The organism is Paenibacillus sp. BAC0078 (genome assembly GCF_054483875.1).
Genome location: NZ_JBTLRW010000002.1, coordinates 226,541 through 252,729, shown reverse-complemented (window position 1 = coordinate 252,729; position 26,189 = coordinate 226,541). Strand labels below are relative to the sequence as shown.

Below are 26,189 nucleotides of genomic sequence, written 5' to 3'. Positions count from 1 at the left end.
TCCACGCCAAACAGCCCGTCCTTTGAACGGACAGGCCTGCAATAACCTCCATGCTCCCTGATTCTGCCGCGCTATCCCTTCAAACCGACGGTGCGAAGCAGCGGCAAGAAAAGCTCGTCGATAATTTCCCGAATCGTTTCCGGAGATACCGTCTCGTTGGACAAAAATATCTCATGGCGCATCAGATCGACGGGCATAGCCATTATCCGGGTAGAAATCCGATCCATACTAAGCTCTCCCCGAGCCTCCGCACGACCGAGAATGGTCTTCATCGTATGGCTGGAGCGGCCTTTGGGAAAGAGAGTCGCAGATAGCGGGCGATCGTCCAACTCAACCAACAGGCTGCGAATGGTGTCGCTTCCGATCCTCTCCACATTGCGGTTCATATTTGCTAGAGCATCCAGCAGGTCCTGGCGCAGCTCTCCTGTATTGGGAATTTCGTCCTCTGGAGTGGGAATTCGCGACTGTATGGCGCCGAGCACCAGCTCGGTCTTGTTGGCATACCGCCGGTACAGAACCGGCTTGCTCGTATTCGCCCGCGCGGCGACACTTTCCATCGTGAGCCTCGGAAATCCGACCGCCGCGAGTTCCTCCCACACGGCTTGATGAATGGCCGCTTCCAATTGATGTCCTCTGCGACGAATGTCGCTTTTTGCTTCTTCCCGGGTTTTCTCGCTCATCGTCGTCCTCCATCAATAAAAAACCTTGCGTTTCTTATTCGTTTATTATACCATAGTATGCAAATAAGAAACTAATGGTATCTTATTAAATGTTCAAGGAGTGGTTTGTATGAAATCGCAACAAGATTCTCAAGAGCCAGCATCGTTCATGAGCCCCACCCTCGTGCGGATGATGGCAGCTCTTCTGATCGGAACACTCGCCCCATTGTTCGACACCACTATTACCAATGTAGCCATTCATACGCTGGGAGAAGCCCTTCATGCTTCCGTATCCGGCATCCAATGGGTCATGACCAGCTATCTGCTGGCGCTGGGAATAGTCATCCCCGTGACCGGCTGGGGTATGGACCGATTCGGCGGAAAACGGATATGGATGGCCGCACTGGCAATATTCCTGGCCGGCTCCGTGCTGTGCAGCCTGGCGTGGAATCTGGGCAGCCTAGTCGTATTCCGCGCTATCCAAGGGATCGGAGGCGGTCTGATGATGCCGGTCATGCAGACGATGCTCGTTCGCGCCGTCGGCTCCCAAAAACTCGGCAAGGTGATGGCGGTCGCCGGTCTGCCTGCCCTAATCGGGCCGATTCTCGGTCCGGTACTGGGCGGGCTCATCGTCGACAAGCTGGATTGGCGCTGGATCTTCTATGTGAACATTCCGATCTGCCTCATCGCGCTGGTGCTGGCCTGGCGCTGGCTGCCGAAGGATACGGCGTCCGGGCAGTCCGCACATCTAGATGGTATCGGCCTTATGCTGCTTTCTCCCTCTCTGGTGTTTATCATCTACGGGTTGACTCAGGTAGGGACACATCACGGATTTGGATACTCTGCCGTGCTAATCCCATTGCTTGGGGGAGTAGCCCTGCTCTCCGCCTTCGTCGTCTATGCCCTCAGAATTGCCGAGGTGCCGATCATTGATCTCAGGTTGTTCCGGGTAGGCTCGTTCACCGCCTCTTCCTTGCTGCTCTTCCTATCCGGGCTGTCCACCTATGGCGGCATGCTGCTCTTACCTATGTATTATCAGCAGGTTCGCGGCGAAAGCATTCTTGCTTCCGGACTGCTGCTTGTACCGCAAGGCGTGGGCATGCTGCTCACCCGGGCATGGGCTGGCAAGCTGACCGACCAAATCGGCCCGCGTCCGGTAGTCATAGCTGGCATGCTGCTCACTGCGCTCGGTACGCTGCCGTTTACGCTGGCGGGCACCGAGACCAGTCTGTATATGCTCGGCTTCGCCCTCGTTGTCCGGGGAGCTGGCCTCGGGGCGGTGTTTCTTCCAGTGCTCGCCGCCTCCTATCAAGGCTTGAGCCCCGAGCAGATCAGCCATTCCAGCAGCGCTACCCGAATCATTCAACAGGTGGGCGGCGCATTCGGCGCGTCCGTCTTGGCCGTCATCCTGGAGAATCAGTTGGTCGCTCCACTGACCGCCGCAACCACCGCCCAGGCGTACGACCACACCTTCCTCTGGTCGCTCGGCTTCACTTTGGTCGGATTGATACCCGCAGCCCTGCTACCAGCCGTAAAACGGACCACTGCAAGCCGGGCTGGTTGATACAAGCCAGCTTGGGCATTTGTTGTTAAAACAACGAAAAACTCAGTCCTTCACTTATTCGTGGGACTGAGTTTTGGCCGGCTACGGACGAAACGCTGCACTGCGCGATTACTGAATCCGATTCACAACCACACGAAACAAGACAGTAAGTCCCCGACCTCTCACATCACCGTCCATACCTTTGGCATACGGCGGTTCATATTTGGACGTCGTTTTATTTGAACCGCTGGGCTTGCCTTGAAGGCATAATGGTTAGTTCCGGAATGCTGACATGCTCAGGCTGCTCCAATACATAGAGTGCTGCCTCTGCAACATCATCGGGATGTAACGGCAGGACTTTCAAAGCAAACGCGCGTATTTCATCCTCGGAATAACCGGCTACCTGAGAAAATTCCGTTGCCACCGCCCCGGGCTGAATCGTCGTAACGCGAATCCCCTGATCGATTGTTTCCAAACGTAATGCAGACGCTATAGCGTTAACGCCGTATTTGGTAGCGCTGTAGGGACCTCCTCCGGCAATCACTTCCTTGCCGGCAATGGAGGAGATGATGATGACATCTCCCTTGCCCTGACCCAGCATTGGCGGAAGCCCGTAGTGCAGCGTCAACATTAGACCGTGTACATTCGTCCTGTACAGCTCCTCCCATCTTTCCAGATCCACTTCTACCAAAGGACTTCGATACCCGAATCCTGCATTGGCAACTATAATATCAAGACGGCCCCAGCGGTTAATCGTTTCATTGACCACACGCTGTACTTCTTCAGCCTTTTGAATATCAGCAGGTACCGCCATAACCTCGGACAATCCCTCTTGATGCAATTCCTTAACCAGCTCATCCAATCGATCCCGTCGACGTGCCACTACAGTCACATGGGCGCCGCGCTTTACCAGTTTCCTGGCGATCGATGCCCCGATTCCGCTGCTAGCGCCTGTCACCAAGGCCACTTTGCCGGTCAGACTCTCCTTCTCATTCCAAGATAGCTCCAAATCATCCAGATTCATTTCGCACCCTCCCAGATTCCAACCTTATTTTGTTAAAAGCACACGTAAACGCCCTTGCTGCCTCCAGGTGCCGTTCCTAGATATAAATATCCGTTATGGCTTGCAGCTGTAGTTACGCCATACAGTTTGCCTTCCAGATCATACCAGCTTCCGATAAGCTCTCCCTGCGGACTGAACTCCGGAGCAAGCCCATGCTTCGCTGGTGCGGCTTGCGCCTCCAATGTCATTTTTGAGAGATTTTAGATTTGGACTACGATTTTACCAAAGTATTGCTTTCCTTCAGCCAAGAGCGCGAATGCTTCTCCAATTCGGTCTAGAGGGAATACACGGTCGATAACGGGATGTAAACGATTATGGGCAATCGCTCGATTCATCTTTTCAAAATGATCCCGGTTGCCGACTTGACTGCCGCGAACCGTTGCGGCTTTATGCAAGATGCTGGAGACATCGTATTCCGGAATGGTCAAGCCCGATAAGAACCCGACCATACTTACGGTCCCACCAGTGCGAAGTGCATTTATGGATTTCCCTATCGTTGCCGCTCCTCCAACATCCAGAACATGGTCAACGCCGCCAGTCAGCTCTAACGCTGCCTTATCCCAATCAGGAACCTCCGAATAGTTGATCGTTTGCCATGCGCCAAGAGCTTTTGCTCGTTCCAGCTTGTCGTTGCTGCTCGACGTGATGATGACTCGTGCTCCGGTCATAAGCGAGAATTGAAGCCCGAAGATGGAGACACCGCCTGTTCCTTGCAGCAGCACAGTATCTCCTGCTTGCAAACCACCGTATTCGATTAACATGCTCCATGCGGTTAATGCCGCGATCGGCAGGGTGGAGGCCTCCTCATAAGTGAGGTGATCGGGAATAGGGACGACTCCGTCTTCATGTAGAACGACATACTCGGCCGCTACTCCATTCAACGGACCTCCCAGACTTTCTTCTAACACCCCTGGTCTTGGGTTGCCGCCAATGAAGCCCTGTTGAAAATTACCTGCTACTCGTTGTCCAACCTGAAACCTAGTTACTCCTGGGCCAATGGCTACAACTTCTCCCGCTCCGTCTGATAATGGAATGAAGGGGAAATTGACTTCGATCGGCATTAATCCGCCGAGGACCACTAGATCCCGATAATTGAGAGAAGCTGCCCTCATGCGGATCAGCACCTCCTTAGGGCCTGGCGTTGGTTTGTCGAGTTCCGTTATGGTTAATTCCTCAAAGCCGAAGCCGTTTGTCAGTTGTATAGCTTTCATCGTATTGTCCTCCCTGTAAGATCAGATTGATTACCCAGATTCTTATTACTGCTGCTGTATCCTTCACGCGGACGAAGCATGCTTCCAACAAGCCAAAGATTTTGCTTTCGTGTAATGAACGCGATAACTGCGCCTTTAGATAATTCTGTACACCCGGAACGACATACACTTTCCTTTCTTCTACGCGCGAAGTGCAACCTCTACGACTCTTTCTGGTGTGTCTTTATTTCCGGCGGAGGCTTCTTCCGCTTCGGGCGACGAGTACCAGATGGCTGCCTTGTTTGGCCAGTTGTCTCGCCAATTGCTCTCCAATATCGGAAGAAGCTCCCGTGACGAGCGCCTATTTCCCCTTATTTGTCATAGTGCTGCTCCCCTTTTCGATACTATGTTGTAATCCAGAAACACTGTTACCCATTGCTCAGAAGTAATTTTCGATTCTTATGAAAGTTAAGTCCTTCGCATTTACGGAAACAGTGTTTCTGGTAGGTATCATTGTACCCACTCCATTTTAGAAAGTCAATATGATCTTTGAGCCTAACTGATGTTCGGAGGCGCTTTCGCAGATTTCAAACCAGACGAGGAAAGCATGCGCAGTACTGTAACGGCCATGAGGCAATTATTGACCGTGATCAGTAACGCGCAAGAGCAAGGGCTAATTCCCGGCCAATGCTACTACTTTCTCTAAACCTTTGCCTCGGATGCCCCGCCTTCAAAGCCGATCCTACTGTTATACGCCTATCTCAGAGCGAACCCGTAGCAATCTGAAGACAGCACAAAGACCGCCTTATGGATTGCAAGCTATCTATCATAAGGCGGTCTGTACACGCTTACAAGTAATGTTTGCCTACAACACGGTCACTGGCGCGCCTCCGCTAAAAAGGACCTCGTCATCAAGCGTCATTAAAGTAAATCAGAATAATATCCACTACACACCGCAGTCCACATGTGCAATGATTGTAGAAAAAACTAGTCCATCACAAAAAAAGAAACAGCATCTCTGCCGTTTCTTTTTTTGTGATGGACTCTCAGGGACTCGAACCCTGGACCAATTGATTAAGAGTCAACTGCTCTACCAACTGAGCTAAGAGTCCATATGATGTTGTGGTGGAGCCAAGGGGGATCGAACCCCTGACCTCATCGCTGCCAGCGATGCGCTCTCCCAGCTGAGCTATGGCCCCATAGTGCGCTTAACAACTACACTATGTAAGCAAAACTGATTTATGCTGTAAAACCGTATCGCTTTCGTCATTTATTTATTTCGTAGGCGACTTTTATATAGTATAAAATTTCGCGCCACATGTCAACACTTTTGTGAAAAAAGTTTACTCCCCGGAAAGGGTCTCAGCATCGTCATATCGGTTTCGTTGTGCGCGTCCGCTCAAATTGGCCTAATTGACGGCTGAGTCCCGGTTGCATTTCAGCCCTCTAAGCATCACCGCAGTACGGAAAGGCTTACAATCCCTCGAGCTCCCCGTCGTTTTTGGACAGCAGGCTCTTCAGTTCCTTCATGAACATGTTGATGTCCTTAAACTGACGATAGACGGAGGCAAAGCGGACGTAAGCAACTTCATCTACAGGATAGAGCTGCTCCATAACAAGCTCGCCGATCTGGCGGCTCTCCACTTCGGCTAGAGCGATGCCGCGCAGGGATTTCTCTGCCTCAGAGACAATGGACTCCAGGCGTTCGACGGAAACGGGGCGCTTCTCGCAGGCGCGGATCAGGCCGCGGAGGATTTTGTCGCGGCTGAATTCCTCGCGGCTGCCGTCTTTTTTGATCACAATCAGCGGCGTTTCTTCAATCATCTCAAAGGTGGTAAAGCGCCGGCTGCACAGCTCGCATTCACGCCTGCGGCGGATTGACTTATTCTCGTTGGCCGGACGCGAATCAAGCACTTTGGTATTGGTGTGATCACAGTAAGGACATTTCATAAGCTTATCACTTCCTTTTGTTATATTGATGCCATTTTCTGATTTCCATAAAACACCGTTTATTTGATGTTATGAAGTTGCCCTGTCCAGCACATAATACTGTTACCAACCGATAGGAGGTGAACAGCAATGGCCCAAAGCAGCTCCAATAACCTGGTAGCTCCAAATGCACGCGGTGCCTTGGATCAACTTAAATACGAAGTTGCCCAAGAGCTCGGTATCACGCTCTCCCCAGATGGATACCAAGGCAATAAAACTTCTTACGAAAACGGTTCGATCGGTGGTTACATCACTAAACGTCTTGTAACTCTGGCTGAACAATCTCTGGCAGGTCAATTCAAATAACCTGTCCCTATAAGCTTGCCTAAGAAGTATTAATCGGCTACATGCCGCTTAATACTTCTTTTTAGTAATTAAAGAGCACCAAGCGGCCTAGAACTCGTTATATATCTCCGTGTACTGCTCGTAATAATAAATTACGCGCTGCACATAATGGCGGGTCTCGCCAAACGGGATGTCCTTCACCGACGCCTCCGTACCGTCCCATGCTCCCTCATCCAGCCAGCGCTGCACTTTGCCCGGGCCTGCGTTGTAAGCAGCGATGACCGCAGTACGGTTGCCGTCAAACTGACGGGACAGCAAAGACAAATACCACGTCCCCAGCTCAATGTTAGCCGAGGGCTCTTCCTTCAGCCGCTCCATGGACACATCGGGAAGCTTGGCCTTTTCAAGCGCCCATTTGGCGGTATCCGGCATCAACTGCATAAGGCCAATTGCGCCTTTTTTGGACTCGCGGCCGGTTTTGTAATTCGTCTCCACCCGGATAATCGCCGCTACCAGGAACGGGTCAATCTCATAGGTGACGCTGTGCTTGCGGATTTCATTTTTATAATAGATGGGATAAAACCAGGACATCCAGTTCGTACTCAGGAACAGGATGGCCGTAAAGCCTATAAACAGCAGGAGCAGCACTCTTTTTTTACGCAGCCATTTCATGATAACCCCAGCCTGGCCCACAATGCGGCAACCTGCTGCCCTGTATGGGCCGGATCACGGCTGTTGTCGATGACATAGGTAGCCATGCTGCGCTTCAGCTCAATATCCATCTGAGCCTTCAGCCTGCCTTCAGCTTGCGCTAGCGTTAGCTGGTTGCGTTCCATCAGGCGGGTGAGCTGCATCTCGCGGGGTATGTAGACCACCGCAATCTCCTGAAACAGGTTATCCAGGTGAGATTCATACAGCAGCGGGATATCAACAATAATTAACTTCTGTGCGTCTTCCTGCTCTAAGCTATACATACGGTTCTTGATTTCGCGGCGGATCGCCGGATGCGTCAGATCGTTCAGCTTCTGCCGGGCTTCAGGGTCATGAAAGACCCTCTCTCCAAGCCTGGCCCGGTTGAGCGTACCATCAGGCAGCAGGATTTCTTCCCCAAACTGCTGCACTACAGCGGCCAGCACCGGTGACCCTGGAAGCATAATCTCTCTGGCGATTACATCGGCATCCACCAGCCGCGCTCCCTTATCCACAAACATCGCGGATACGGTGCTTTTTCCGGAGGCAATGCCTCCGGTTAAGCCCATTATCATGTACTCACCTCATAATAGCTTCATTATTCCCATTGCAATTAATAATAACGCAGGCAGTGCCGCAGCATGCTTCATCCAGAAGCTTCCTGACAGCTTCAGCCCTGTCTTCATCCCCAGCACCAGAAAGGTCCCGCTGAAAAGAGCAATCGTCAGAGAGGTGGAGATTGGACTGAAGCCCAGCAGAGCCGCTCCCAGACCTGCACCGAACGCATCCAGCGACAATGCGATTCCGAGCACCATAGCTTCCGTGGAGGAAATGCTGCCGGAGGCGTCCATATCGGCGGAAGACGGAGTACGGAGAATTTGAATCACTACGCCCAGATGCCGCAGCTCGAGCGAGAAAACTGCCGCTTTACGCGGCTCACGCTCAGCTTCGTCCGCAGCGGCATGAACCGAAGTTCCAAAGCCGGAAGCGGCTGTCTCCAGCCTCGCCGTCTCTTCTCCCTGCTCAGACTCCTGCCCGGCAGCAGCGTCACCTTGCTCCTTCTCCCTCTGCATCAGCATCTGGAACAAGGACCAGCAGCCCATCAAGACGAGAATAACCGCTCCAATACTGGATGCGGCATTAGGAGACACAACCTTGGCCAGCAGCACGCCGACCTGCATAGAGACACAAATTACTATCCCCGAGCAAAGCGAAATAATCAGGACAGAGAGCAGCGGTATTTTCATTTTACGCAGCCCATATGTAATGCCAACACCAAAACCGTCCAAACTCAAGGCAAATGCCAACAGCAGCAGTGAAAAAAATGGGCTCACCACCCGTAATCCCTCCCGTGAAGAACCGGCAGCCCGGCGGACTTCTCCGCCATAGGCTCCGTTCGAGCTTATCGCATTCTTCACACAGTATATGGGCGGGACGGGCAGTGAGTGCCTGCCTTTTACGGCAGCATGGACAACTCCAGCATAAGCTTGATCTATAAGCGCTTACTTTACTTTTGCAGCGGATGGCTGGCAGCTTGGACAATAATGCGTGCCTCTGCCACCCACAACACTCTTCTCAATCAATGTGCCGCAGGTTGTGCAGGGCTGGTCCTTACGTCCGTAGATCAGCAGTTGATGCTGATAGCTTCCGCTCTCCCCTTGGCCGTTGACGTACGATTTCACCGAGGAACCGCCGGCATTAACCGCCTCCGTCAAGGTCGCCACAATGGCATGGTGCAACTTATCCAATTGACTGTCTGTGAGCGCTTTGGCTCCTGTCTCCGGATGAATGCCGGCACGGTGCAGCGCCTCATCTACATAAATATTGCCGATGCCGACCACATATTCCTGGTTCAGCAGCAGCGGTTTGATTTTGGTGCTTTTGCCTGCGACAATCTCCTTGAACCGTTCCGGTGTAAACGAAGGCGCAAGCGGCTCCTCACCAAGCTTCTTCAGCGGAGGAAGCAGCAGGTCCTCACCCGGCTGGAACAAATGCATGGTGCCGAACTGGCGCACATCCGTGTAACGCAGCTCTGTGCCGTCGATAAAATGAAAAATAACATGCGTATGCTTGTCCAGCGGCTCATTTCCCTGATAAAGACCGTAGCGGCCCTCCATCCGCAAATGGGACACCATCACCAGACCATCCAGCACGAAACGCAAAAACTTCCCTCTTCGCTCAACGTTAACCACAGTATGACCTGCCAGCATATGGGCAAAAGCCTGAATATCGTCCGGGCGCTGAATAATCCGCGGCAGCCGGACGGTAACGTTCTGTATCTGCTTGCCTGTAATTAAGGCATTAAGTGTTCTTTTGACTGTTTCTACTTCCGGCAATTCCGGCATCTTGGCTCACCTCTACTCCATTATACCGGATATGCACTCCCTGCGGGGAGCCTATTTCGCTTCATACCAGTTACTTCCAAAACTTACCTCTGCCTTCAGCGGCACAGACAGCTTCAGCGCACCCTCCATAACCTCAGGCAGCAGCTTCTTCATCAGCTCCAGCTCGTCCTCCGGCACCTCGAACACCAGCTCATCGTGCACCTGCAGCAGCATGCGGCTCTTCAGCCCGCGCTCATAAAGCGCCTTGTCCATCTGAACCATAGCCAGCTTGATGATATCCGCCGCTGTTCCCTGAATCGGGGTATTCATCGCTGTACGCTCGGCAAAAGATCGCAGATTAAAGTTCTTCGCATTAATCTCCGGCAGGTAGCGGCGGCGTTCCAGCAGCGTGGTTACATAACCCTGCTTGCGTGCTTCCACTACGATATCATCCATGTAGCGGCGCACACCCTTGAATACATCGAAATACTGTTCGATAAAATGGGCCGCTTCCTTACGGGAAATATTCAGATTCTGGGAAAGGCCGTAGTCGCTGATGCCATACACTATGCCGAAGTTAACCGCTTTGGCGGAGCGGCGCATGTTGCTGTCCACCTGGTCGGCGGCAACACCAAACACATCCATCGCCGTCTTCGTATGAATATCCATATCATGTACAAAAGCTTCCTTCAGACGCTCGTCATCGGAGATATGCGCCAGCACCCGCAGCTCAATCTGCGAGTAATCCGCCGCCAGAATCGACCAGCCCGGCTCAGAGGGTACAAATACCTTGCGGATCTTGCGGCCTTCCTCCAGCCGGATCGGAATGTTCTGCAGATTCGGAAACTGGCTGCTCAGCCGTCCGGTTGCTGCAATCGTCTGGCGGTAAAAGGTATGCACCTTGCCGGTCTCCGCAGAAATTTCCTTCAGCAGCCCTTCCACGTAGGTCGATTGAAGCTTCGCAATCGTGCGGTATTGCAGAATCAGCCTTACGGCATCATGGTAAGGAGCCAGCTTCTCCAGCACCTCGGCGTCCGTGGAGTATCCTGTCTTCGTCTTCTTGACTACAGGCAGACCCAGCTTCACAAACAGGATGTCTCCAAGCTGCTTCGGCGAATTGAGGTTGAACTCGGTGCCGCAAACTGAATAAATATCCGACACCAGCTTGGAAATCTGCGCTTCAAATTCCTTGCCGAGATCAATGAGATCCTCTCTATTAACGGCAATCCCCTGCTTCTCCATATCGGCCAGGATGCGCGACAGCGGCATTTCCAGATCGACGAACAGGCCGGTCATCGCCGTATCGTTCAATTCCTGCTGCTGTTTCTGTACGATGCCGAGTACGGTGGCGCTTTTGCGGGCGACATGCTCACCCAGAATGTCAAGCTCCGGTATTTTATATTTCGCGCCTTTGCCGAACACCTCTTCATCCGGAGACAAACGGGGCAATCCGTATTTGGCGGTTAGATCATTCAAATTCTGATTGGCTTCCGTCGGGTCCAGCAGATAGGCAGCGAGCTGCACATCATTGGCGGCTCCCGCAAAAGCGATTCCCTGCCAGTGTAACGCCAGATCTGCACGGTGCAGATCATAGCCGCTCTTCGGCGCCTTATCGTCCCCAAGCCAATCCCGCAGCTTCGCCGCAGCAGGACTCTTAAGCAGCTCAAATGGTACAAAATAGTGCCGCTCCGGCGAAGAAAGGCCGATGCCGATCACTTCCGCACGATGCGGATTCTCGCCGCTCGATTCCACATGCAGCGCAGAGATGCCGGGCAGCGCGGCAATCAGGTCCTCAAGCTCCGCTTCGCCTACAATGGTAATATCCAGCGCCGCAGCCTCCTGGGCGCCTTCTCCACCTTCCCCGTTCGCCGCAGGCGCATAGGCGCTCAACGACAGACGCTCCAGCAGGGACTTGAACTCCAGCTTGGCAAGTGCAGGTCCGGCGGTGTCACTCTTAATCCCGGTGAACACCATATCCTCCCAGGAGTGCTCCAGCGGAACCTCTCTGTAGATTGTCGCCAGTTTCTTGCTCATAACGGCGCTGTCAGCATGCTCCTCCAGCTTCTCCTTCATCTTGCCCTTCAGCTCGTCCGTTCCGGCAAGCACGCCTTCCACCGACCCGAACTGATGCAGCAGCTTCAGCGCCGTCTTCTCGCCAACGCCCGGAACGCCGGGGATATTATCGCTGGCATCGCCCATCAGGCCTTTCAGGTCAATAATCTGCGCAGGTGTCAGATCATATTTGTCACGGATCTGCTGAGGACCGAACATTTCGACTTCGGTAACACCTTTGCGCACCAAAGCTACGGTTGTATGCTCAGAGGCCAGCTGCAGCATGTCCTTGTCCCCGGACACAATCATAACCTGGCGACCTGCTTCGTCGGCCTCGCGGGAGATGCTGCCGATAATATCATCGGCTTCATAGCCGTTGATCTCGAATTGCGGCACGCCGAGATTCTGCAGCAGCTCCTTCAGCATCGGGAACTGCTCGGAGAGCTCGGGTGGTGTCTTTTGCCGGCCTCCCTTATAGTCTTCATAGCCCTCATGCCGGAAGGTAATCTTGCCCGCATCAAAAGCGACGATCATATGGCTTGGCTTATGCTCCTCAATCAAGCGCAGCAGCATCGTCGTAAATCCGTATACCGCATTTGTCTGCTGTCCTGCGGTGTTCGTCAGCGGCGGCATTGCAAAAAATGCGCGGTAAATAATGTTATTTCCATCTATAAGAATCAACTTGTCCACTTCAGCACCTCGCCTTATCTCGCATACTACTTACATTTTAACATATGCCCCGCGCAAGCAAAAACGGCTTCGCCGGAATTTATAAGGATGATGCAATGAACTGCATAAAAAAGCAAGCCTCCGGTTAAGAAAGCTTGCTGTTTGCATATGCGGAAAATCCGCTCAGCCACTCGGCTGTTATTGATTCAAGTCCGGACGTTTGCCGGTTACAAGATAAACTACGCTCTCGCCAATGTTGGTGGCATGATCGGCAATCCGCTCAATATAACGGCCGACCAGCGTCAGCAGCATCGCCTGATTCAAAGAATCCGGCTTCTCAACCATGTAGGCGTACAGCTCATTAATCATCGCACTGTAGAGCTGATCGACATGATCGTCGTCCTGAGCCATTTTGTAAGCCAGATCCGTATTCTCATCCAGATAGGACTGGATCGCTTCCGTTGTCATTCCTGTTACAATTTCAGCCATACGCGGAATATCCACCAGCGGCTTGATTAACTGCTGGCCCTGAATACGCATAGTTACCTTTGCCACATCCAGCGCCAGATCGCCCATACGCTCGAGGTCGCTTGATATTTTGAAGGCAACAATAATACGGCGCAGGTCCTTCGCTACCGGCTGCTGGGTAATGATGAGCCGTGAACCGATTTCCATGATTCTGTCTTCCATGGCGTTCAGCCGTAAATCTGCTTTTACAATTTCCTGTGCGCGGGCAGTATCCATAGTCTGCAGAGCCAGCACCGCACCCTCCAGCGCATCGGTTACATGCTCTGCCATCTGCTGCAGCAAGCTGCGCAGCTCTTCCAAATCTTTGTCGAATTCTTTTCTGCGAATCATATAAAAGCGAGCCTCCTCAAAAACATATGGTCAGCCTGTCATTTCCAGGAACGGGTCCCTTCCGCCGCTTAGCCGAAGCGTCCAGATATATAGTCTTCAGTGCGGGAGTCCTTGGGATTCGAGAACAGCATTTCCGTATCCGCAGCCTCCACAATTACACCGTTCAGGAAAAATACTGTGCGGCCCGATACCCGTGCAGCCTGATGCATATTATGTGTGACCATGACAATCGTATACTTGTCCCGCAGCTCCTGCACCAGCTCCTCAATCTTAAGCGTGGAGACCGGGTCGAGCGCCGAGGTCGCCTCATCCATCAGCAGAATGTCGGGCTGCACAGCAAGTGCTCTGGCAATACACAAACGCTGCTGCTGTCCACCGGACAAGCTGAGAGCGGACTTCTTGAGGAAATCCTTCACCTCATCCCAGAGGGCCGATTGGCGCAGGCTTTGTTCTACCAGCTCATCAAGCTCGGCTTTGCCGCGTACTCCATGCAGACGGGGACCGTATGCCACATTGTCATAGATCGACTTCGGAAAAGGATTGGGCTGCTGAAACACCATGCCGACCTGCTTGCGCAGGCTTTCCACTTCCACCTCGTCGCTGTAAATGTTTTTGCCGCCAATGTTCACTGTTCCTTCAATACGTGTTCCGGGAATCATATCATTCATTCGGTTAAGTGTGCGCAGCAAGGTAGACTTACCACAGCCGGAAGGACCGATAAATGCGGTCACCTGCTTCTCCGGAATCTGTAAATCAACGCTCTTTAGCGCATGAAAAGACTCATAGTAGAGATCTAGCTTCTCTATGTCAATGATGGATTTCATTAGTTTTTGTGTCTCCTTCTCATCATCTTCGTACCCCATGATAAGCTTTCAGTGTAAATAGAGTTGAAGAGGATTGTTAACGCAGTGTAAAATCACATGTCAGGTTTGCGCCTTACCCAGAAAAAAACATCTTATAATCTATTACCTGGCTGTCAAAAAAGAACGCCGTCATCTCAAATGACAGGCGTTCTTTTTTTGTTCACGACCAGTTTATAGCCTACCCCCCGGATAGAATCAATATGCACCGATTCCGGGTCCAGCTCGAGCTTCTTGCGCAGGGAGCTGACATGAACATCCACTGTGCGCTGTCCGCCGATATAGTCAAAACCCCAGACGGCATTCATCAGATCATCCCGGGTAAGCACCACACCCGGCTTGCGGGCCAGATACAGCAGAACCTCGAATTCCTTAGGCCGAAGATTGATGCTCTGTCCGCCCAGCGACACCTCATACCGTTCAGGGTAAATTTCAAGTTGGCCCAGAATAATGGTTGAAGCGGCCACAGCAGCTTCCGGCTGCACCTCCTCAGCCATCCCGGATATCCGGCGCAGCACCGCACTGACCCGGGCGAGCAGCTCCGATACGCCAAAAGGCTTGGTAATATAGTCATCGGCGCCGGATTTCAGTCCGCGGACTACATCCTCTTCAGCATTTTTGGCGGTTAGCACGATAACAGGCGTACGGATGCCCTGACCGCGCAGTTTATCCAGAATATCAATTCCGTTCATACCAGGCAGCATGAGATCCAATACGATTAAATCAAAAGGTTCTCTAGTCGCACGGTCGTATCCTGCCGTTCCATGATCCTCCACCGTCACCTCATAGCCTTCCTGCGTCAAATTATAGGACAGCAGCCGGGCAAGTGTCGGTTCATCTTCAATGACAAGCAATCGTTGTGCCATAGGTTCCCCCGTCTTCATATGTTTTAAAATTTACAAAACTGTTGGCATGCCCATCATATCACCAGAATGTTAAGCCGGTGTAAAATAATTAAGCTTTCATTATATTTCCGCGCTATAAATTTAATACTATGCTGCTTGCCAGAAACGCTCAAGGTGCTCGTCCCTGCCTTAATTGTATTTGCTACAACTAAAAAGTCCATTTTTAGCACTGGAAACAATTTAATTGTAATCTGTACATTTAAACAGGAAGCGAAGCAGCAAAAGAGGACCTTTCGCCAATTTTAACTGTACAGAGTACATTTATTGGTAAAAACGCGGCCTACGCCTGCTTATTAACTGCAAAAAATACAATTATCCAGCGCCCGCCGCTCCAAAAGCCAGCCTCCCAGCCTACTCCGCCTCATCCTGCAGCAGCGGGAGTTCAAGGATGAAGGAGCTGCCGATGCCGAGGTCGCTCTCTACCGAGATCGAGCCGCGGTGCAGCTCTACCAGATGCTTGACAATCGACAGCCCAAGGCCGGTTCCGCCGGAGCTTCTGGATCTCGCTTTGTCCACCCGGTAGAACCGCTCGAAGATCCGGGGCAAATCCTTACGCGGAATGCCCATCCCGGTATCTCTGACGGTAAAGACAACCGTTTCCGTGCCATCGGTCTTCTGCCCGTTAACAACGGTTACCTTCACGCTTCCCCCTTCATGGGTATAATTGATTGCATTGGAGAGCAGATTCATGAAAATCTGGCGCAGCTTGTCCTCATCGCCCTCCACGAACAGCTCTGCAGGCACATCTGCACTAAGACTGATATTCTTCTTCTCCGCAACCTTGCTCATCGTCTCCAGCATAGAATCGAAAAATTCAATCAGATGCACAGGCGAGCATTCCAGCTGCACACGTTTGGATTCAATTTTGGACAGCTCCAGAATATCTCCGATCAGACGGTTCAGACGCTCATTCTCATCATGAATGATCTGCAGAAAAGAGCGGGCAGTCTTCTCGTCCGTCACACCGCCGCCGAGCAGCGTCTCGGCAAAGCCTTTGACAGCGGCAACCGGAGTCTTCAGCTCATGGGACACATTAGCCACGAACTCACTGCGCATTTTCTCCAGACGGCGGATTTCCGTCACCTCCTGCAGCAGGAACAGCATTCCCTTGCAGGTGCCGTCCTGCATCATTGGAACGCCATCCAGCCGCACAATCCGCTCCGCAGGGTTATAGATGCTCCGCTCTTCATGAATCGGCTCCTTGCGGGAAACGCCCTCCTCAATCAGACGGGTAAGCTCATAATGATGCTTCAGCTCCTTATAGGAGTGTCCGGTCATCTCGCTGTTCTTCACATCCAGCAGCCGCTCCGAGGCACGGTTCAGCAGCGCAATCTCACCTTCGGCATTGATCATGACAATCCCGCCGGTCATGTTGTCCAGCACGCTCTGCAGCAGATCCTCGTTGTCACGGATCGTCTTAAGCTGGGCCTGCAGGCTGTCCGCCATGGCATTGATCGCGTTCGCGAGCTGCCCGACCTCATCCTTGCGCCGCATCGGTACTCTGGCATCGTAGTCCAAGTCGGTAATGCGGCGGGCCACCCTTGTAATCTGCTCAAGCGGTGAGGTCATGCTGGAAGCTACCTTGTAGCTGACAAAGGTCGCCGCGATGAACAGCAGCACAAGTCCGCCGGCCATAATCATCCAGGCACGGTTCAGCCCCTCCGTCACAGCGTCGAGGCCCATAGAAAGACGGATATAGCCGTCAAAGCCCTGATCCGAGACAACGGCTCCGGCCACATACAGCATTTTACGGTCCAGCGTGTCGCTATAGCGGATCGCCCGGCCAATTCCTTCTTTGGCTGCAAGCATTTCCTCTTCACGGGTCGAGTGGTTGTCCATTTCCAGCGGGTTCTTCTCTGAATCACCGATAACCTTGCCATCTTTTGTAATGAAGGTTATTCGTGAATTGGTCAGCTTGGCGATACGTTTAGCCTCCGCCGTGTAGTAAGTCATAGCATCCGGACCATTCATATCAGTGAATTTGAAGGTGCCGGAGAGCAATTTTATTTCCCGGGACATGTTCTCTTCGAGCGCCGAAATATGGGAGTTCTTAAACAATTGGGCCATAGTTATACCGGCGCCGATCATGGATATTCCAATCAGTGCCATCAGTATGACCGTGAGGCGAATGCGAAACGGTTTCATCAGAATTAGTCCTCTTTCTTATCATTATGTCCTTGAGAACATCCTACCTTCATTTTCGCCAAAATACCAGTTCCTCAAAGATTATCAACGCAGTGTAAACTTAAGAGGAGCTTAAAGCCGAATAGAGGCCTTTTTGAAATTATGGTATTATGACAAGCAGAAGCTCATGCTCACAAAAATGTTAAAGTTCGCGAGGGAAGCCGATGAAAGTAACAATTTCGGATGTTGCCAAAGCTGCCAATGTGGCTAAATCCACCGTCTCCAAGGTGCTGAACGATTCTCCCAAAATCTCCGCTGAAACCAAGCTCAGAGTCCGCGAGATCATGAAGCAAATGAATTATACACCGAGCAGTATAGCTACGGGTCTGGCCAGACAGAGAAGCCATACGGTCGGGCTGCTGGTGGACATGTCCAAGGAAAGCGAATTCCTCAACCAGTTCTTTTACAATATTATCGGGGGGATTGAGAGTGTAATCGGACCTCTGAAATATGAATTAACGATCTGCAATGTTCAGCATAATGATGAGGAAGGCCATTTCCTGAACAGGCTTGTGCTGAACCAGCGTGTCGACGGCATTATTGCCAACAACTCGGTGCTGACCAAAGAGCTGTCCATGGAGCTGGACCGGCTGGACTTCCCCTATGTCTCCATCGGTGAGATTGATGCTCCCGCAAGCTGGGTGGATTTCGACAATCAAGCCGGGGGCAGAATGCTGACCAGCCATCTATTGCAGCAGGGTTATGCCAGACCCGCTTTTATTGGCGGAGAACGGGATGAGCGGATTTTCACCCGGAGACTAAGCGGCTATCTTCAGGCTTTGCAGCAGGCAGGCCTCAGCGCCCGGGAGGACTGGACTGTAAACGTCCGGGCCGACGAGCATGAGGGTTACCGGGCCGCACGGGAGCTTTTATCGTCTGAAGAACGCCCTGACTCTGTTGTATGCATGACCAACTATGTCGCCTTCGGCGTGCTGAAAGCCGCCCGCGAGCTGGGAATTGAAGTTCCCGCACAGCTTGGCGTTGCTGCTTTTGACGAATATCCCTTGTCACGCTATACGACTCCTCCCTTGACCTCGCTGAATATCGATACCTTCAAGCTTGGCGTAACCTCCGGCCAGTGGCTGATGGAGCGCATTCAGGGCAGCGGCATGGCATCACGGCAAATGCAGCTGGAGCCGGAGCTTATTGTGCGGGAGTCCTCTGCGAGATAACAGCTAACTTCACATTAAAAATCCGGATGCTTTCCAGAATTTGATGAATAAGCTGCCAGTTCCTGCCCGCAACAAAAAGAGGCCGTATTTGGCCTCTTTTTGCGCCGCAAGGGTCGCCCGTATGGGACGCCCCGGTAGCTACGTATTATTTTCTACTGCTGACTACGATATAATTTAGACTTTTGATACATTCACCCGAATGATGCCCCTTAAGGAATCCACCAGACCTTCGGGAGTGCTCGGGGTCAGCATAATATCATGAGTCAATAACACCCCGCCTGGCTTCAGAACCCCCGCCCCCCTGATCTCTATTCTTAGTCCGGCTTGACCACCGTCAGCAGCATGTGAAAAGCTTCCCGCGCCTGCAGCGCATGCGGAATCTCTGAAGGCATCACAATGGATTCCCCCTGCGAGACGGTATATTGCTGATCGCCAATCGTAATCTCGGCCACGCCCGACAGTATCTGAACCAGCGCATCCCCTTTTGTCGTATGCATCTTAATGCCTTCCCCTTGGTCCAAAGAGAATAACGTCATGCCCAGATTCGGGCGCTGCACCAGTGTCATGCTTGAGGTTTGATTAGGGGCTACCGGGATCAGCTCGTCCAGCTTCATGACCTGCGAGTGCGGCAGCTTTTTGATATATTGGTTGTTTTCCATATGGATCATGCTCCTCTTCTTCTGTTAATTTAACCCATTCACTTGCACAAACTTGCATCTGGCCGGCGCCTCGATAGAGTGCTCCGTATTCCTTGTAATTGCGAAGAATTCACCGGTGTTAACGGCAACAGTTTGCCCTTGAAGCGTTAGATTCAGTTGTCCTTCCAGCACATAGATGACCTTCGTATTCGGCGAGGATTCATTGCTGATGCTCTCACCGGAGTCCATTGCGTACAGCAACAGATCCATATTAACCTCGCTTGCCAGTGTGCGGCTCGTAATTTGCCGGTCACGGTATACCACCAAATCGGGCAAATTTACTGCCTGCTCAAAGGGAATGTTCATAGCAGCCTCCTAACTTATGCAAAAATAGCAGTCACAACTTGCAAAATGAACTATAATGGACTTAGCAAGTCATTGAGAATGTTTATCAATTACTGAAAGTATAGCAGAGCTTACGCTAATTTTCGGTTGCCATGGCAACAGGAGGTGACAATTTTCGAAAATGTACAGCAATACGTTTAAGGAAACGGCGTTGTTCAAAGGTTTTTCCGAGCAGGAGATTGTTCAGTCCCTAGCCTGTCTGGGCGGGTACAGCCAAACCTACCGGAAGAAAGAGATTATTATCAACAAAGAGGAGCGGCTGCATTCGATTGGGGTCGTTCTGCAGGGCACCCTGTTCATGTGCAAGGAAGATCCTATGGGGATGCGGTTTATTTTTTCGGAGCTAAACGCAGGGGCCATTGTCGGGGAAACGGCGCTTCATGCCGGCCAGCAGCAGACAGGCTATGAGATTGCGGCGGCAACCGATTGCGAAGTGCTGTTTATCCGGATTGATCAGATCGTGCGTCCCGGCCAGGTGATCTGCTCGCTGAGAGCCAGGATTATTGAGAATCTCGTCAGCCTTATTCTGCACAAGAATCAGGAATTGTATGACAAGCTGGACATCGTGACGCATAAAAATCTTCGCAACAAAATTCTCTATTACTTGCAGCAGCAAGCGAAAAAAAATAACAGCCCCAGCTTCACCATTCCCTTTTCGCGGGAGGAGCTGGCCTATTACTTGGGTGTGGACAGAAGCGCCTTGTCCCGCGAGCTAAGCCGGATGAAGGCAGAAGGTGTCCTCACGTATTCCCGCAATGCCTTCCGGCTTCTTCAAAGTGAATAACGGGTCTCTTCGTTCTGCCGACGCAAGCCGACAAACCGTTATAAATGACCGAAAATGCAAGAGCAGCGATCCTCCAAAAATGGGAGAATCGCTGCTCTGTTGTCTTTTTGCGGTTATTAAATGGACTGGGCTGTCTCTATAGATCCTTCCAGCGCTGCACGGTCAAGGAAACGGTCTGGGCCCCGCCTGCCGGGGTCAATGTCCGGTTCGCGATATCTGCGCCGCTGGAGGCCGTCTCGACGGTCGCCCAGCTTCCGCGCGTAATCTTATACTGTACTGCCGTACCGGCCGGCAGGCTCAGCGTAATCGAGTACACGCCATCGCTGCCTTTGGTCAGCTGATAAGCGGGGTCCGCCGCATTCCAGCTGTTAAATGAGCCTGTCAGGTAGACTGGTCCGCTCGCAGGCGTCGAGCCGGGAACGCTGACCCGGAACGTCACGCTGTCCGCCTGGGGTTCACCTGCCGCGATGCTGCCATTCACCAGACTCCAGACCCCTGCGGCAAAATGATAATTATTGCCGCCGTTATTGTCCCACGTGCCACTTCCGTTATTAAAGGCTGCGGTCAGCCCTGATGCACCTTCCAGTTGGAGCGTAATGGCCTTGTAGCCAGAGAACGCGGAAGCCTGCATTTGCGTTCCCGGTGCTGTGGTCCATACTGTCGAACCGTCCAGCTTATAATGGATATACGAGTTCGTATACGCTGTATTCTTGTAATAAATCGTCGCCGTGGTACCCACAGGTGTCGCGGTTGGCGTCGCTGTCGGCGTAACCGTCGGTGTTGCTGTTGGCGTTGGTGTCGGTGTTGGCGTAATCGTTGGTGTAGGCGTTGGTGCTACTGTCGGCGTTGGCGTTGGTGTTGGTGTCACTGTCGGCGTTGGCGACGCCGTTGGTGTCACCGGTCCGCCCGACTGGATGCTTCCGGTTGGCGTATAGGTCCAGGTGCCGGTGCCGAACAGATAATTACTGCCGCCGTTGCTGTCCCAAGTGCCGCTGCCATTATTGAAGCAGGCCTCAAGCTGAGAGGCTGAGCCGATGTTAATCGTAATTTTATTATAGCCCGGCACTTCGGATACCGGTATCGCTACACCCGGTGCTGTCGTCCACGTTCCTCCTGCCGGACGGTAATGAATGTATGGCGTAGTGTAGCCCTGCTTGTAATAGATGGTTACATTATTTCCGGCAGGAGTGGTTACCAGAGCCGCTGCGCTGAGTGCCGACAGATTGCCTGCCGCATCAAAAGCTTTTACCTTATAGCTGTAGCTCGTTTGGGCGGAAAGCCCATTGTCGGTGTAAGAGGTTGTGGCAGAGGTACCCACCTTCACCCCATCGCGGTAAATCTCATATCCGGTTACCCCGACATTGTCAGTGGAAGCCGTCCAGCTTACGAGCGCACTGGATGCACTCTGCACTGTGGCCGTCACATTTCCCGGGACAGACGGAGCCTCAGTATCCACAATAGGCTGCGTCTTGGAATAGATTTTGGCTGAGTTTGCATCCACCGTTACGGTAATTTGCTTGCCGGTTGCGCCGCCTGATTGAACAGTTACCGTGTCGGATGTATTCAATTGATTAATCAGAACAGTTCCAACAGCCAGCGTACTCTCTGCGCGCAGCGGAATGGTGACTGTCTGCGATCCGCTGGATTTGTTGCTGAATACGGAGATAACCTCCTGGCCCACATTAGTTCCGCTGTCTACACGGCGGGAGAACGCGTACAAATTCTGGGCAGACCACATTTCACGCTGGGTGCCTGTGCGGAGCGCCGGATTATTTTTGCGGATTTCATTCAGCTTGGCAATATGCTTGTAGGTGTTCGTGTTCTCATTAAAATAGTTCTGCAGAACATTGCCGTTCGCATCCCGCTTCACCATCGACCAGCGGTTCCAGGTATCGGCGATTCCGCCTGTCATAATCTGGCCGTTGCCATTGCCTTTATTCTGTTCCGTGCCCTGGAAGACCACCGGCGTTCCGCGTACGGTGAAGATGAAGGACAGCGCGTTCTGCAGCTTCTCAACGCTGCCTCCGGCTTCCGTCAGGAACCGGTTACGGTCATGATTGTCGATAAACGTAACCATATGGTTCGCATTTCCGTTGTAATAGGAATCTTGGGCTAGTGTGCTTTTGATATTGGAGTCAAAAGACTGCCCGTAAGCGAAGCTGTTCAGCACCGAGAAGAACATCGGGAAATCGAGCATGCCCCATTCCTTGTTGTTGCCTACCCAGCGGGAGACGAATTCCGCATTTCCGTCAAAATTCTCGCCGAACGTGTTGACTCCGAGCAGATTCTGTAATTCGCCGATATCCGTCGGCTTGATCAGCTTGGCAGCATCAACGCGGGCGCCGTCCGCTCCCGTGTAGTCAAACCAGCCTTTAATAGAATTGAATATGGCCTGCTTCGCAGCAGGAACGTCAAAGTCGATATCATCCAGCCCGCCAAGATCGTGATTCTCTAAATAATCCTGGGCCCATTGATCATATCTTCCGTCTGCCAGCGACCAGTTGATATCTCCATTATGGTGATACCAGGCCGGGTTATTGAAAGGCGCTGCCGGCTGCAAAGACGGTATATCATAATAAGCCTGCGTACCCAGCATGTAGTCTCCCACATGGTTCGGAACTACGTCAATAATGACCTTAATTCCGAGCGCATGCGCGGAGTCCACCAGTTCCTTAAGCTTCTCTTTGGTTCCAAAATAGGGATTCGCAGCGTTAGGATTTTTTACGTTATAGCCGTGGTAGGCCGTGTTTTTCCCTGTACCGTTGTTGTCGCGGTTAGTCATCTGCGGCTCTGCAACCGGAGAGATCCAAATAGCGGTGTATCCCATGTTGTGAATGTAGGGCAGCTTGTCGATAACTCCCTGCCAGTCCCCGCCCTTCATATAACGGAAATCTTCCTCGGAGTTCTCACCATAACGAATGGCGGCTCCGGTGGCGTTGTTTGAGGAATCCCCATCATTAAAACGGTCAACCATGATCTGATAAATCGTGTCGTTCTCAGTAACGGTCCCGATGCTGGCCGCTTCGGCCTTCGCGGGCGGCAGCACAAACAAATTCGTCGTGATAGAAAGAACCATAGACATGATTAGAACCGGAACAAGCCAAAATTTGCGTTTCATTCCTCATCTCCCTCTCATATGAGCACATTAGAACTTTACTGCCTGTGAATACACTTCCCTCACTTGCAAGACAACTGTTGCAAGACCATGCTACAGGATGGGAAACCGGTTTCCTTCTAAAAATTAACATGCTTATGTATGCGTTGTCAAGCTTAAAAATATCGTTGATAGATTAAGGATTTTGCTAGAAATGGAAGCCCGGTTTAGGCCATAATTTTAATGAATTTGCACCAAGGAGAAACGGCTACCCCGTCCTTAGAAGGACGGTATCCGTTTCAGCGAGAAATATAAGGATAAAGTATAGCGTGAAACTTATACTTTCTTATATTAAAAAAAAGCCTTCCCCCATTAAATCCGGAGGAAGACTTCCTGCATACATATGGCTTGCCTTATTTGAATACCGGTTCCCGGAACTGGGCCAGCTTGGCGGCAGAATCCTTCTCTACGTCGGCATGCAGGCTGTTGCCGTGCGCGTCCATAGTAACGATGGCGGCGAAGCCGTCCACCTGTAAATGCCACATCGCCTCCGGGATTCCGAATTCAATGAAATCAACGCCATCCACCTGCTTGATGCATTCGGCGTAATATTGCGCTGCTCCGCCAATCGCATTGAGATAGACACCCCCATGCTCCTGCAGCGCCTTCAGCGTCTTGGGACCCATTCCACCCTTGCCAATGACCGCACGAATGCCGAATTTACGCATGATATCGCCTTGGTAAGGCTCCTCGCGGATGCTTGTGGTTGGGCCCGCAGCCTTCACATGCCAACCCTCGTCATCCTTCAGCATCACTGGCCCGCAGTGGTAAATCACCGCCCCATTCAGATCAACCGGCGATTCGTGATCCATCAGATACTTATGCAGCGCATCGCGTCCGGTGTGCATCTCCCCGGAGAGTATTACAACATCGCCTACCCGCAGGCTGCGGATGTCTTCCTCACTAACCGGTGTAGTCAGGCGGATCTCACGGGACTGTTCAGCCGTCCCTTCCCCGGGCTTGGATTCAGTTCCTCCAGTCGTTTCCGCTGCAGGGATCGTGGCATTCCCGGGAACGTCCCCAGAGGCTCCGTCACCCACAGTAACCGCCACCGGTTCAGGTATAGCAGCCGGTACGGAGCTGTCATCAGCCTCAACAGATATTCCCGTGCCGCTCTCATACAGCCATTCCTTGATGTTGCCGGTCGCCGGATCAACGAGTACCCCCTGGCGGCGGAACGCCCAGCAATTATAAGCAACCGAGACGAAAAAGCTGGCCGGAAGCCGGTTCATCACACCGATCTTGCAGCCCAGCAGCGTAACTTCACCGCCGAAGCCCATCGTGCCGATGCCCAGCTTGTTGGCATTCTCCATAATATATTCTTCAAGCTTGCCGAGGTCTTGGTTGGGGTTGATATCTTCTACCTTGCGGAACAACTGTTTCTTCGCCAGCTCATAGCCGGTTGTCCGGTCACCGCCAATACCAACTCCGATGAAGCCCGCGCTGCAGCCCTGACCCTGTGCCTGGTATACAGCATGAAGAATGCATTTGCGGATTCCATCAAGATCGCGGCCCGCTTTGCCTAGCCCCTCCAGATCTGCCGGAAGGCTGTACTGGATATTTTTATTCTCACAGCCGCCGCCCTTCAGAATGAGCCGGACATCCACATCTTCTTCTTCCCACTGCTCGAAATGAATCACCGGTGTACCCGCGCCAAGGTTGTCTCCGCTATTCTCGCCGGTAAGCGAATCTACAGAGTTGGGGCGCAGCTTGCCGTTCTTCGTGGCCCGGATAATGGCGTTATGAATGTCCTTCTTCATCTCAAGCTGATTGATGCCCACCGGCGTATGAATGATGAAGGTCGGCATCCCTGTATCCTGACAGATCGGCGAGACTTGGAGTTCAGCCATGCCGATATTCTGCGCAATGGTGGTGAGCGCCAAGCCAGACCGGGTCGCCCGGTCCTCCATAGCGCGACCTTTCGCTACCGCCCGGCGTACATCGCCCGGCAGATTCGTGGAGGTCTCTACGATCAGATTATACACGCTGTCTTCAAAATGCTGCATCCTTAGTCCAGCTCCTCTCCATACGTTCGCGGTTGTCCAAACTCTGTTACAATTAGTTATTATCATAACATATTAAGCCACGTATGAAAGGGGTTACTTTAAAATTGAATTACCATTTTTCCGCCTATCTGTACCGGCTGCAGTATATTCAGCGCTGGAGCCTCATGCGCAGCACCGCTCCCGAAAATGTCGCGCAGCACTCGTTCCATGTGGCCCTGCTGGCGCATATGCTCTGCTCCATCGGCAACGTTCACTTCGCCCGGTCGCTGAACGCCGACCGGGCCGCCGTAATGGCGCTGTTTCACGACGCCACCGAGGTCTTTACCGGCGACATCGCCACGCCGGTGAAGCATAACAACCCGCGTCTGCTGTCCAGCTTCCGCGAGATGGAGCGGATCGCCGCCGAACGGCTGGCGGCGATGATACCGCCGGAGCTTGCGGCCGTCTACACGTCGCTCCTGCAGCCGCAGATCAGCCCTCCCGGCTCCGGGGATGCCGGGCTGCTGCGTTATGTCAAAGCGGCGGATCACCTGGACGCCTATCTGAAATGCGTCTGGGAGGTCGCCGCAGGCAACCGTGAATTCGCCGCCGCCAAGGAGCAGACCGCCGCGAAGCTGCGCGCGCTGGCAATGCCGGAGATGGAGTACTTCCTGACCCATATGGCTCCGGGCTTTGAAATGTCCCTGGATGAGCTGTCCGCCGGAATGGGTGGGAACGAATCCGTGGAAAATGGCGAATAGCAGTACAGGGTAGCGGACC

The 26,189-nt window shown here is 52.5% G+C and carries 24 protein-coding genes and 2 tRNA genes; 5 read left to right on the top strand and 21 right to left on the bottom strand.

Annotated features, from left to right (window positions below):
* Positions 1-71: 71 nt before the first annotated feature.
* Positions 72-680, bottom strand: coding sequence for a TetR/AcrR family transcriptional regulator (locus ACX1DY_RS04600; protein WP_458963022.1), 609 nt, complete (start codon positions 678-680; stop codon positions 72-74).
* A gap of 109 nt (positions 681-789) precedes the next feature.
* On the opposite strand from ACX1DY_RS04600, the gene ACX1DY_RS04595 reads away from it, so the two are divergent.
* Positions 790-2,223 carry an MDR family MFS transporter gene (locus ACX1DY_RS04595; RefSeq protein WP_458963021.1) on the top strand — a complete coding sequence of 478 codons (1,434 nt, stop codon included), beginning with the start codon at positions 790-792 and terminating at the stop codon, positions 2,221-2,223.
* A gap of 214 nt (positions 2,224-2,437) precedes the next feature.
* Here ACX1DY_RS04595 and ACX1DY_RS04590 read toward each other — a convergent pair whose 3' ends face one another.
* The 7 genes from ACX1DY_RS04590 to nrdR form a co-directional block, all read right to left on the bottom strand.
* On the bottom strand, positions 2,438-3,226 hold the full coding sequence (locus tag ACX1DY_RS04590; RefSeq protein ID WP_458963020.1) for an SDR family oxidoreductase: 789 nt from the start codon (positions 3,224-3,226) through the stop codon (positions 2,438-2,440).
* A 32-nt stretch (positions 3,227-3,258) separates the two neighbouring features.
* Positions 3,259-3,453, bottom strand: coding sequence for a hypothetical protein (locus ACX1DY_RS04585; protein WP_458963019.1), 195 nt, complete (start codon positions 3,451-3,453; stop codon positions 3,259-3,261).
* A gap of 12 nt (positions 3,454-3,465) precedes the next feature.
* Complete coding sequence (locus tag ACX1DY_RS04580; RefSeq protein WP_458963018.1) at positions 3,466-4,476, bottom strand: zinc-dependent alcohol dehydrogenase family protein; 1,011 nt, start codon at positions 4,474-4,476, stop codon at positions 3,466-3,468.
* A 223-nt stretch (positions 4,477-4,699) separates the two neighbouring features.
* The gene (locus ACX1DY_RS04575; RefSeq protein ID WP_458963419.1) at positions 4,700-4,777 is read right to left on the bottom strand and encodes a hypothetical protein; all 78 of its coding nucleotides are present in this window, start codon (positions 4,775-4,777) and stop codon (positions 4,700-4,702) included.
* Positions 4,778-5,494: 717 nt separating this feature from the next.
* A tRNA-Lys gene (locus ACX1DY_RS04570) sits at positions 5,495-5,567 on the bottom strand.
* A gap of 11 nt (positions 5,568-5,578) precedes the next feature.
* Positions 5,579-5,654, bottom strand: a tRNA-Ala gene (locus ACX1DY_RS04565).
* 274 nt (positions 5,655-5,928) lie between these two features.
* A complete protein-coding gene (gene nrdR / locus ACX1DY_RS04560) occupies positions 5,929-6,405 on the bottom strand; it encodes a transcriptional regulator NrdR (RefSeq protein ID WP_458963017.1) in 477 nt (158 codons plus the stop codon).
* A 129-nt stretch (positions 6,406-6,534) separates the two neighbouring features.
* Here nrdR and ACX1DY_RS04555 point away from each other — a divergent pair, with 129 nt between their 5' ends.
* On the top strand, positions 6,535-6,750 hold the full coding sequence (locus ACX1DY_RS04555; protein WP_458963016.1) for a small, acid-soluble spore protein, alpha/beta type: 216 nt from the start codon (positions 6,535-6,537) through the stop codon (positions 6,748-6,750).
* 87 nt (positions 6,751-6,837) lie between these two features.
* Here ACX1DY_RS04555 and ACX1DY_RS04550 read toward each other — a convergent pair whose 3' ends face one another.
* From ACX1DY_RS04550 to pnpS, 9 genes are all read right to left on the bottom strand, one after another.
* The gene (locus tag ACX1DY_RS04550) at positions 6,838-7,401 is read right to left on the bottom strand and encodes a lytic transglycosylase domain-containing protein (RefSeq protein WP_458963015.1); all 564 of its coding nucleotides are present in this window, start codon (positions 7,399-7,401) and stop codon (positions 6,838-6,840) included.
* Positions 7,398-7,994 (bottom strand): dephospho-CoA kinase, encoded by a 597-nt coding sequence (coaE, locus tag ACX1DY_RS04545; RefSeq protein ID WP_458963014.1) that lies wholly within the window; start codon positions 7,992-7,994, stop codon positions 7,398-7,400. The genes ACX1DY_RS04550 and coaE overlap by 4 nt, the downstream gene beginning before the upstream one ends.
* A gap of 9 nt (positions 7,995-8,003) precedes the next feature.
* A complete protein-coding gene (locus tag ACX1DY_RS04540) occupies positions 8,004-8,756 on the bottom strand; it encodes a manganese efflux pump (RefSeq protein ID WP_458963013.1) in 753 nt (250 codons plus the stop codon).
* 165 nt (positions 8,757-8,921) lie between these two features.
* On the bottom strand, positions 8,922-9,764 hold the full coding sequence (gene mutM / locus ACX1DY_RS04535; RefSeq protein ID WP_458963012.1) for a DNA-formamidopyrimidine glycosylase: 843 nt from the start codon (positions 9,762-9,764) through the stop codon (positions 8,922-8,924).
* A gap of 51 nt (positions 9,765-9,815) precedes the next feature.
* Positions 9,816-12,485, bottom strand: coding sequence for a DNA polymerase I (gene polA / locus ACX1DY_RS04530; protein ID WP_458963011.1), 2,670 nt, complete (start codon positions 12,483-12,485; stop codon positions 9,816-9,818).
* Between the two features lie 177 nt (positions 12,486-12,662).
* Entirely contained in the window at positions 12,663-13,322 is a 660-nt protein-coding gene (gene phoU / locus ACX1DY_RS04525; protein WP_458963010.1) for a phosphate signaling complex protein PhoU, read from the bottom strand.
* 68 nt (positions 13,323-13,390) lie between these two features.
* Positions 13,391-14,146 carry a phosphate ABC transporter ATP-binding protein PstB gene (gene pstB, locus ACX1DY_RS04520; protein WP_458963009.1) on the bottom strand — a complete coding sequence of 252 codons (756 nt, stop codon included), beginning with the start codon at positions 14,144-14,146 and terminating at the stop codon, positions 13,391-13,393.
* A 173-nt stretch (positions 14,147-14,319) separates the two neighbouring features.
* Positions 14,320-15,048, bottom strand: coding sequence for a response regulator transcription factor (locus ACX1DY_RS04515; RefSeq protein ID WP_458963008.1), 729 nt, complete (start codon positions 15,046-15,048; stop codon positions 14,320-14,322).
* A gap of 390 nt (positions 15,049-15,438) precedes the next feature.
* Entirely contained in the window at positions 15,439-17,232 is a 1,794-nt protein-coding gene (gene pnpS, locus ACX1DY_RS04510) for a two-component system histidine kinase PnpS (RefSeq protein WP_458963007.1), read from the bottom strand.
* A 203-nt stretch (positions 17,233-17,435) separates the two neighbouring features.
* On the opposite strand from pnpS, the gene ACX1DY_RS04505 reads away from it, so the two are divergent.
* Positions 17,436-18,443, top strand: coding sequence for a LacI family DNA-binding transcriptional regulator (locus ACX1DY_RS04505; protein WP_458963006.1), 1,008 nt, complete (start codon positions 17,436-17,438; stop codon positions 18,441-18,443).
* A 314-nt stretch (positions 18,444-18,757) separates the two neighbouring features.
* Here ACX1DY_RS04505 and ACX1DY_RS04500 read toward each other — a convergent pair whose 3' ends face one another.
* A complete protein-coding gene (locus ACX1DY_RS04500) occupies positions 18,758-19,102 on the bottom strand; it encodes a cupin domain-containing protein (RefSeq protein WP_458963005.1) in 345 nt (114 codons plus the stop codon).
* A 24-nt stretch (positions 19,103-19,126) separates the two neighbouring features.
* A complete protein-coding gene (locus ACX1DY_RS04495; RefSeq protein WP_458963004.1) occupies positions 19,127-19,447 on the bottom strand; it encodes a cupin domain-containing protein in 321 nt (106 codons plus the stop codon).
* A 160-nt stretch (positions 19,448-19,607) separates the two neighbouring features.
* Between ACX1DY_RS04495 and ACX1DY_RS04490 the strand changes: the two genes are divergently transcribed.
* The gene (locus ACX1DY_RS04490; protein ID WP_458963003.1) at positions 19,608-20,270 is read left to right on the top strand and encodes a Crp/Fnr family transcriptional regulator; all 663 of its coding nucleotides are present in this window, start codon (positions 19,608-19,610) and stop codon (positions 20,268-20,270) included.
* Positions 20,271-20,406: 136 nt separating this feature from the next.
* On the opposite strand, the gene ACX1DY_RS04485 is transcribed toward ACX1DY_RS04490, so the two are convergent.
* Positions 20,407-23,388 carry a carbohydrate binding domain-containing protein gene (locus ACX1DY_RS04485; RefSeq protein WP_458963002.1) on the bottom strand — a complete coding sequence of 994 codons (2,982 nt, stop codon included), beginning with the start codon at positions 23,386-23,388 and terminating at the stop codon, positions 20,407-20,409.
* A 389-nt stretch (positions 23,389-23,777) separates the two neighbouring features.
* Entirely contained in the window at positions 23,778-25,430 is a 1,653-nt protein-coding gene (locus tag ACX1DY_RS04480) for a fumarate hydratase (RefSeq protein WP_458963001.1), read from the bottom strand.
* A gap of 104 nt (positions 25,431-25,534) precedes the next feature.
* Between ACX1DY_RS04480 and yfbR the strand changes: the two genes are divergently transcribed.
* Positions 25,535-26,170, top strand: coding sequence for a 5'-deoxynucleotidase (gene yfbR / locus ACX1DY_RS04475; protein ID WP_458963000.1), 636 nt, complete (start codon positions 25,535-25,537; stop codon positions 26,168-26,170).
* The last annotated feature ends 19 nt before the right edge of the window (positions 26,171-26,189 follow it).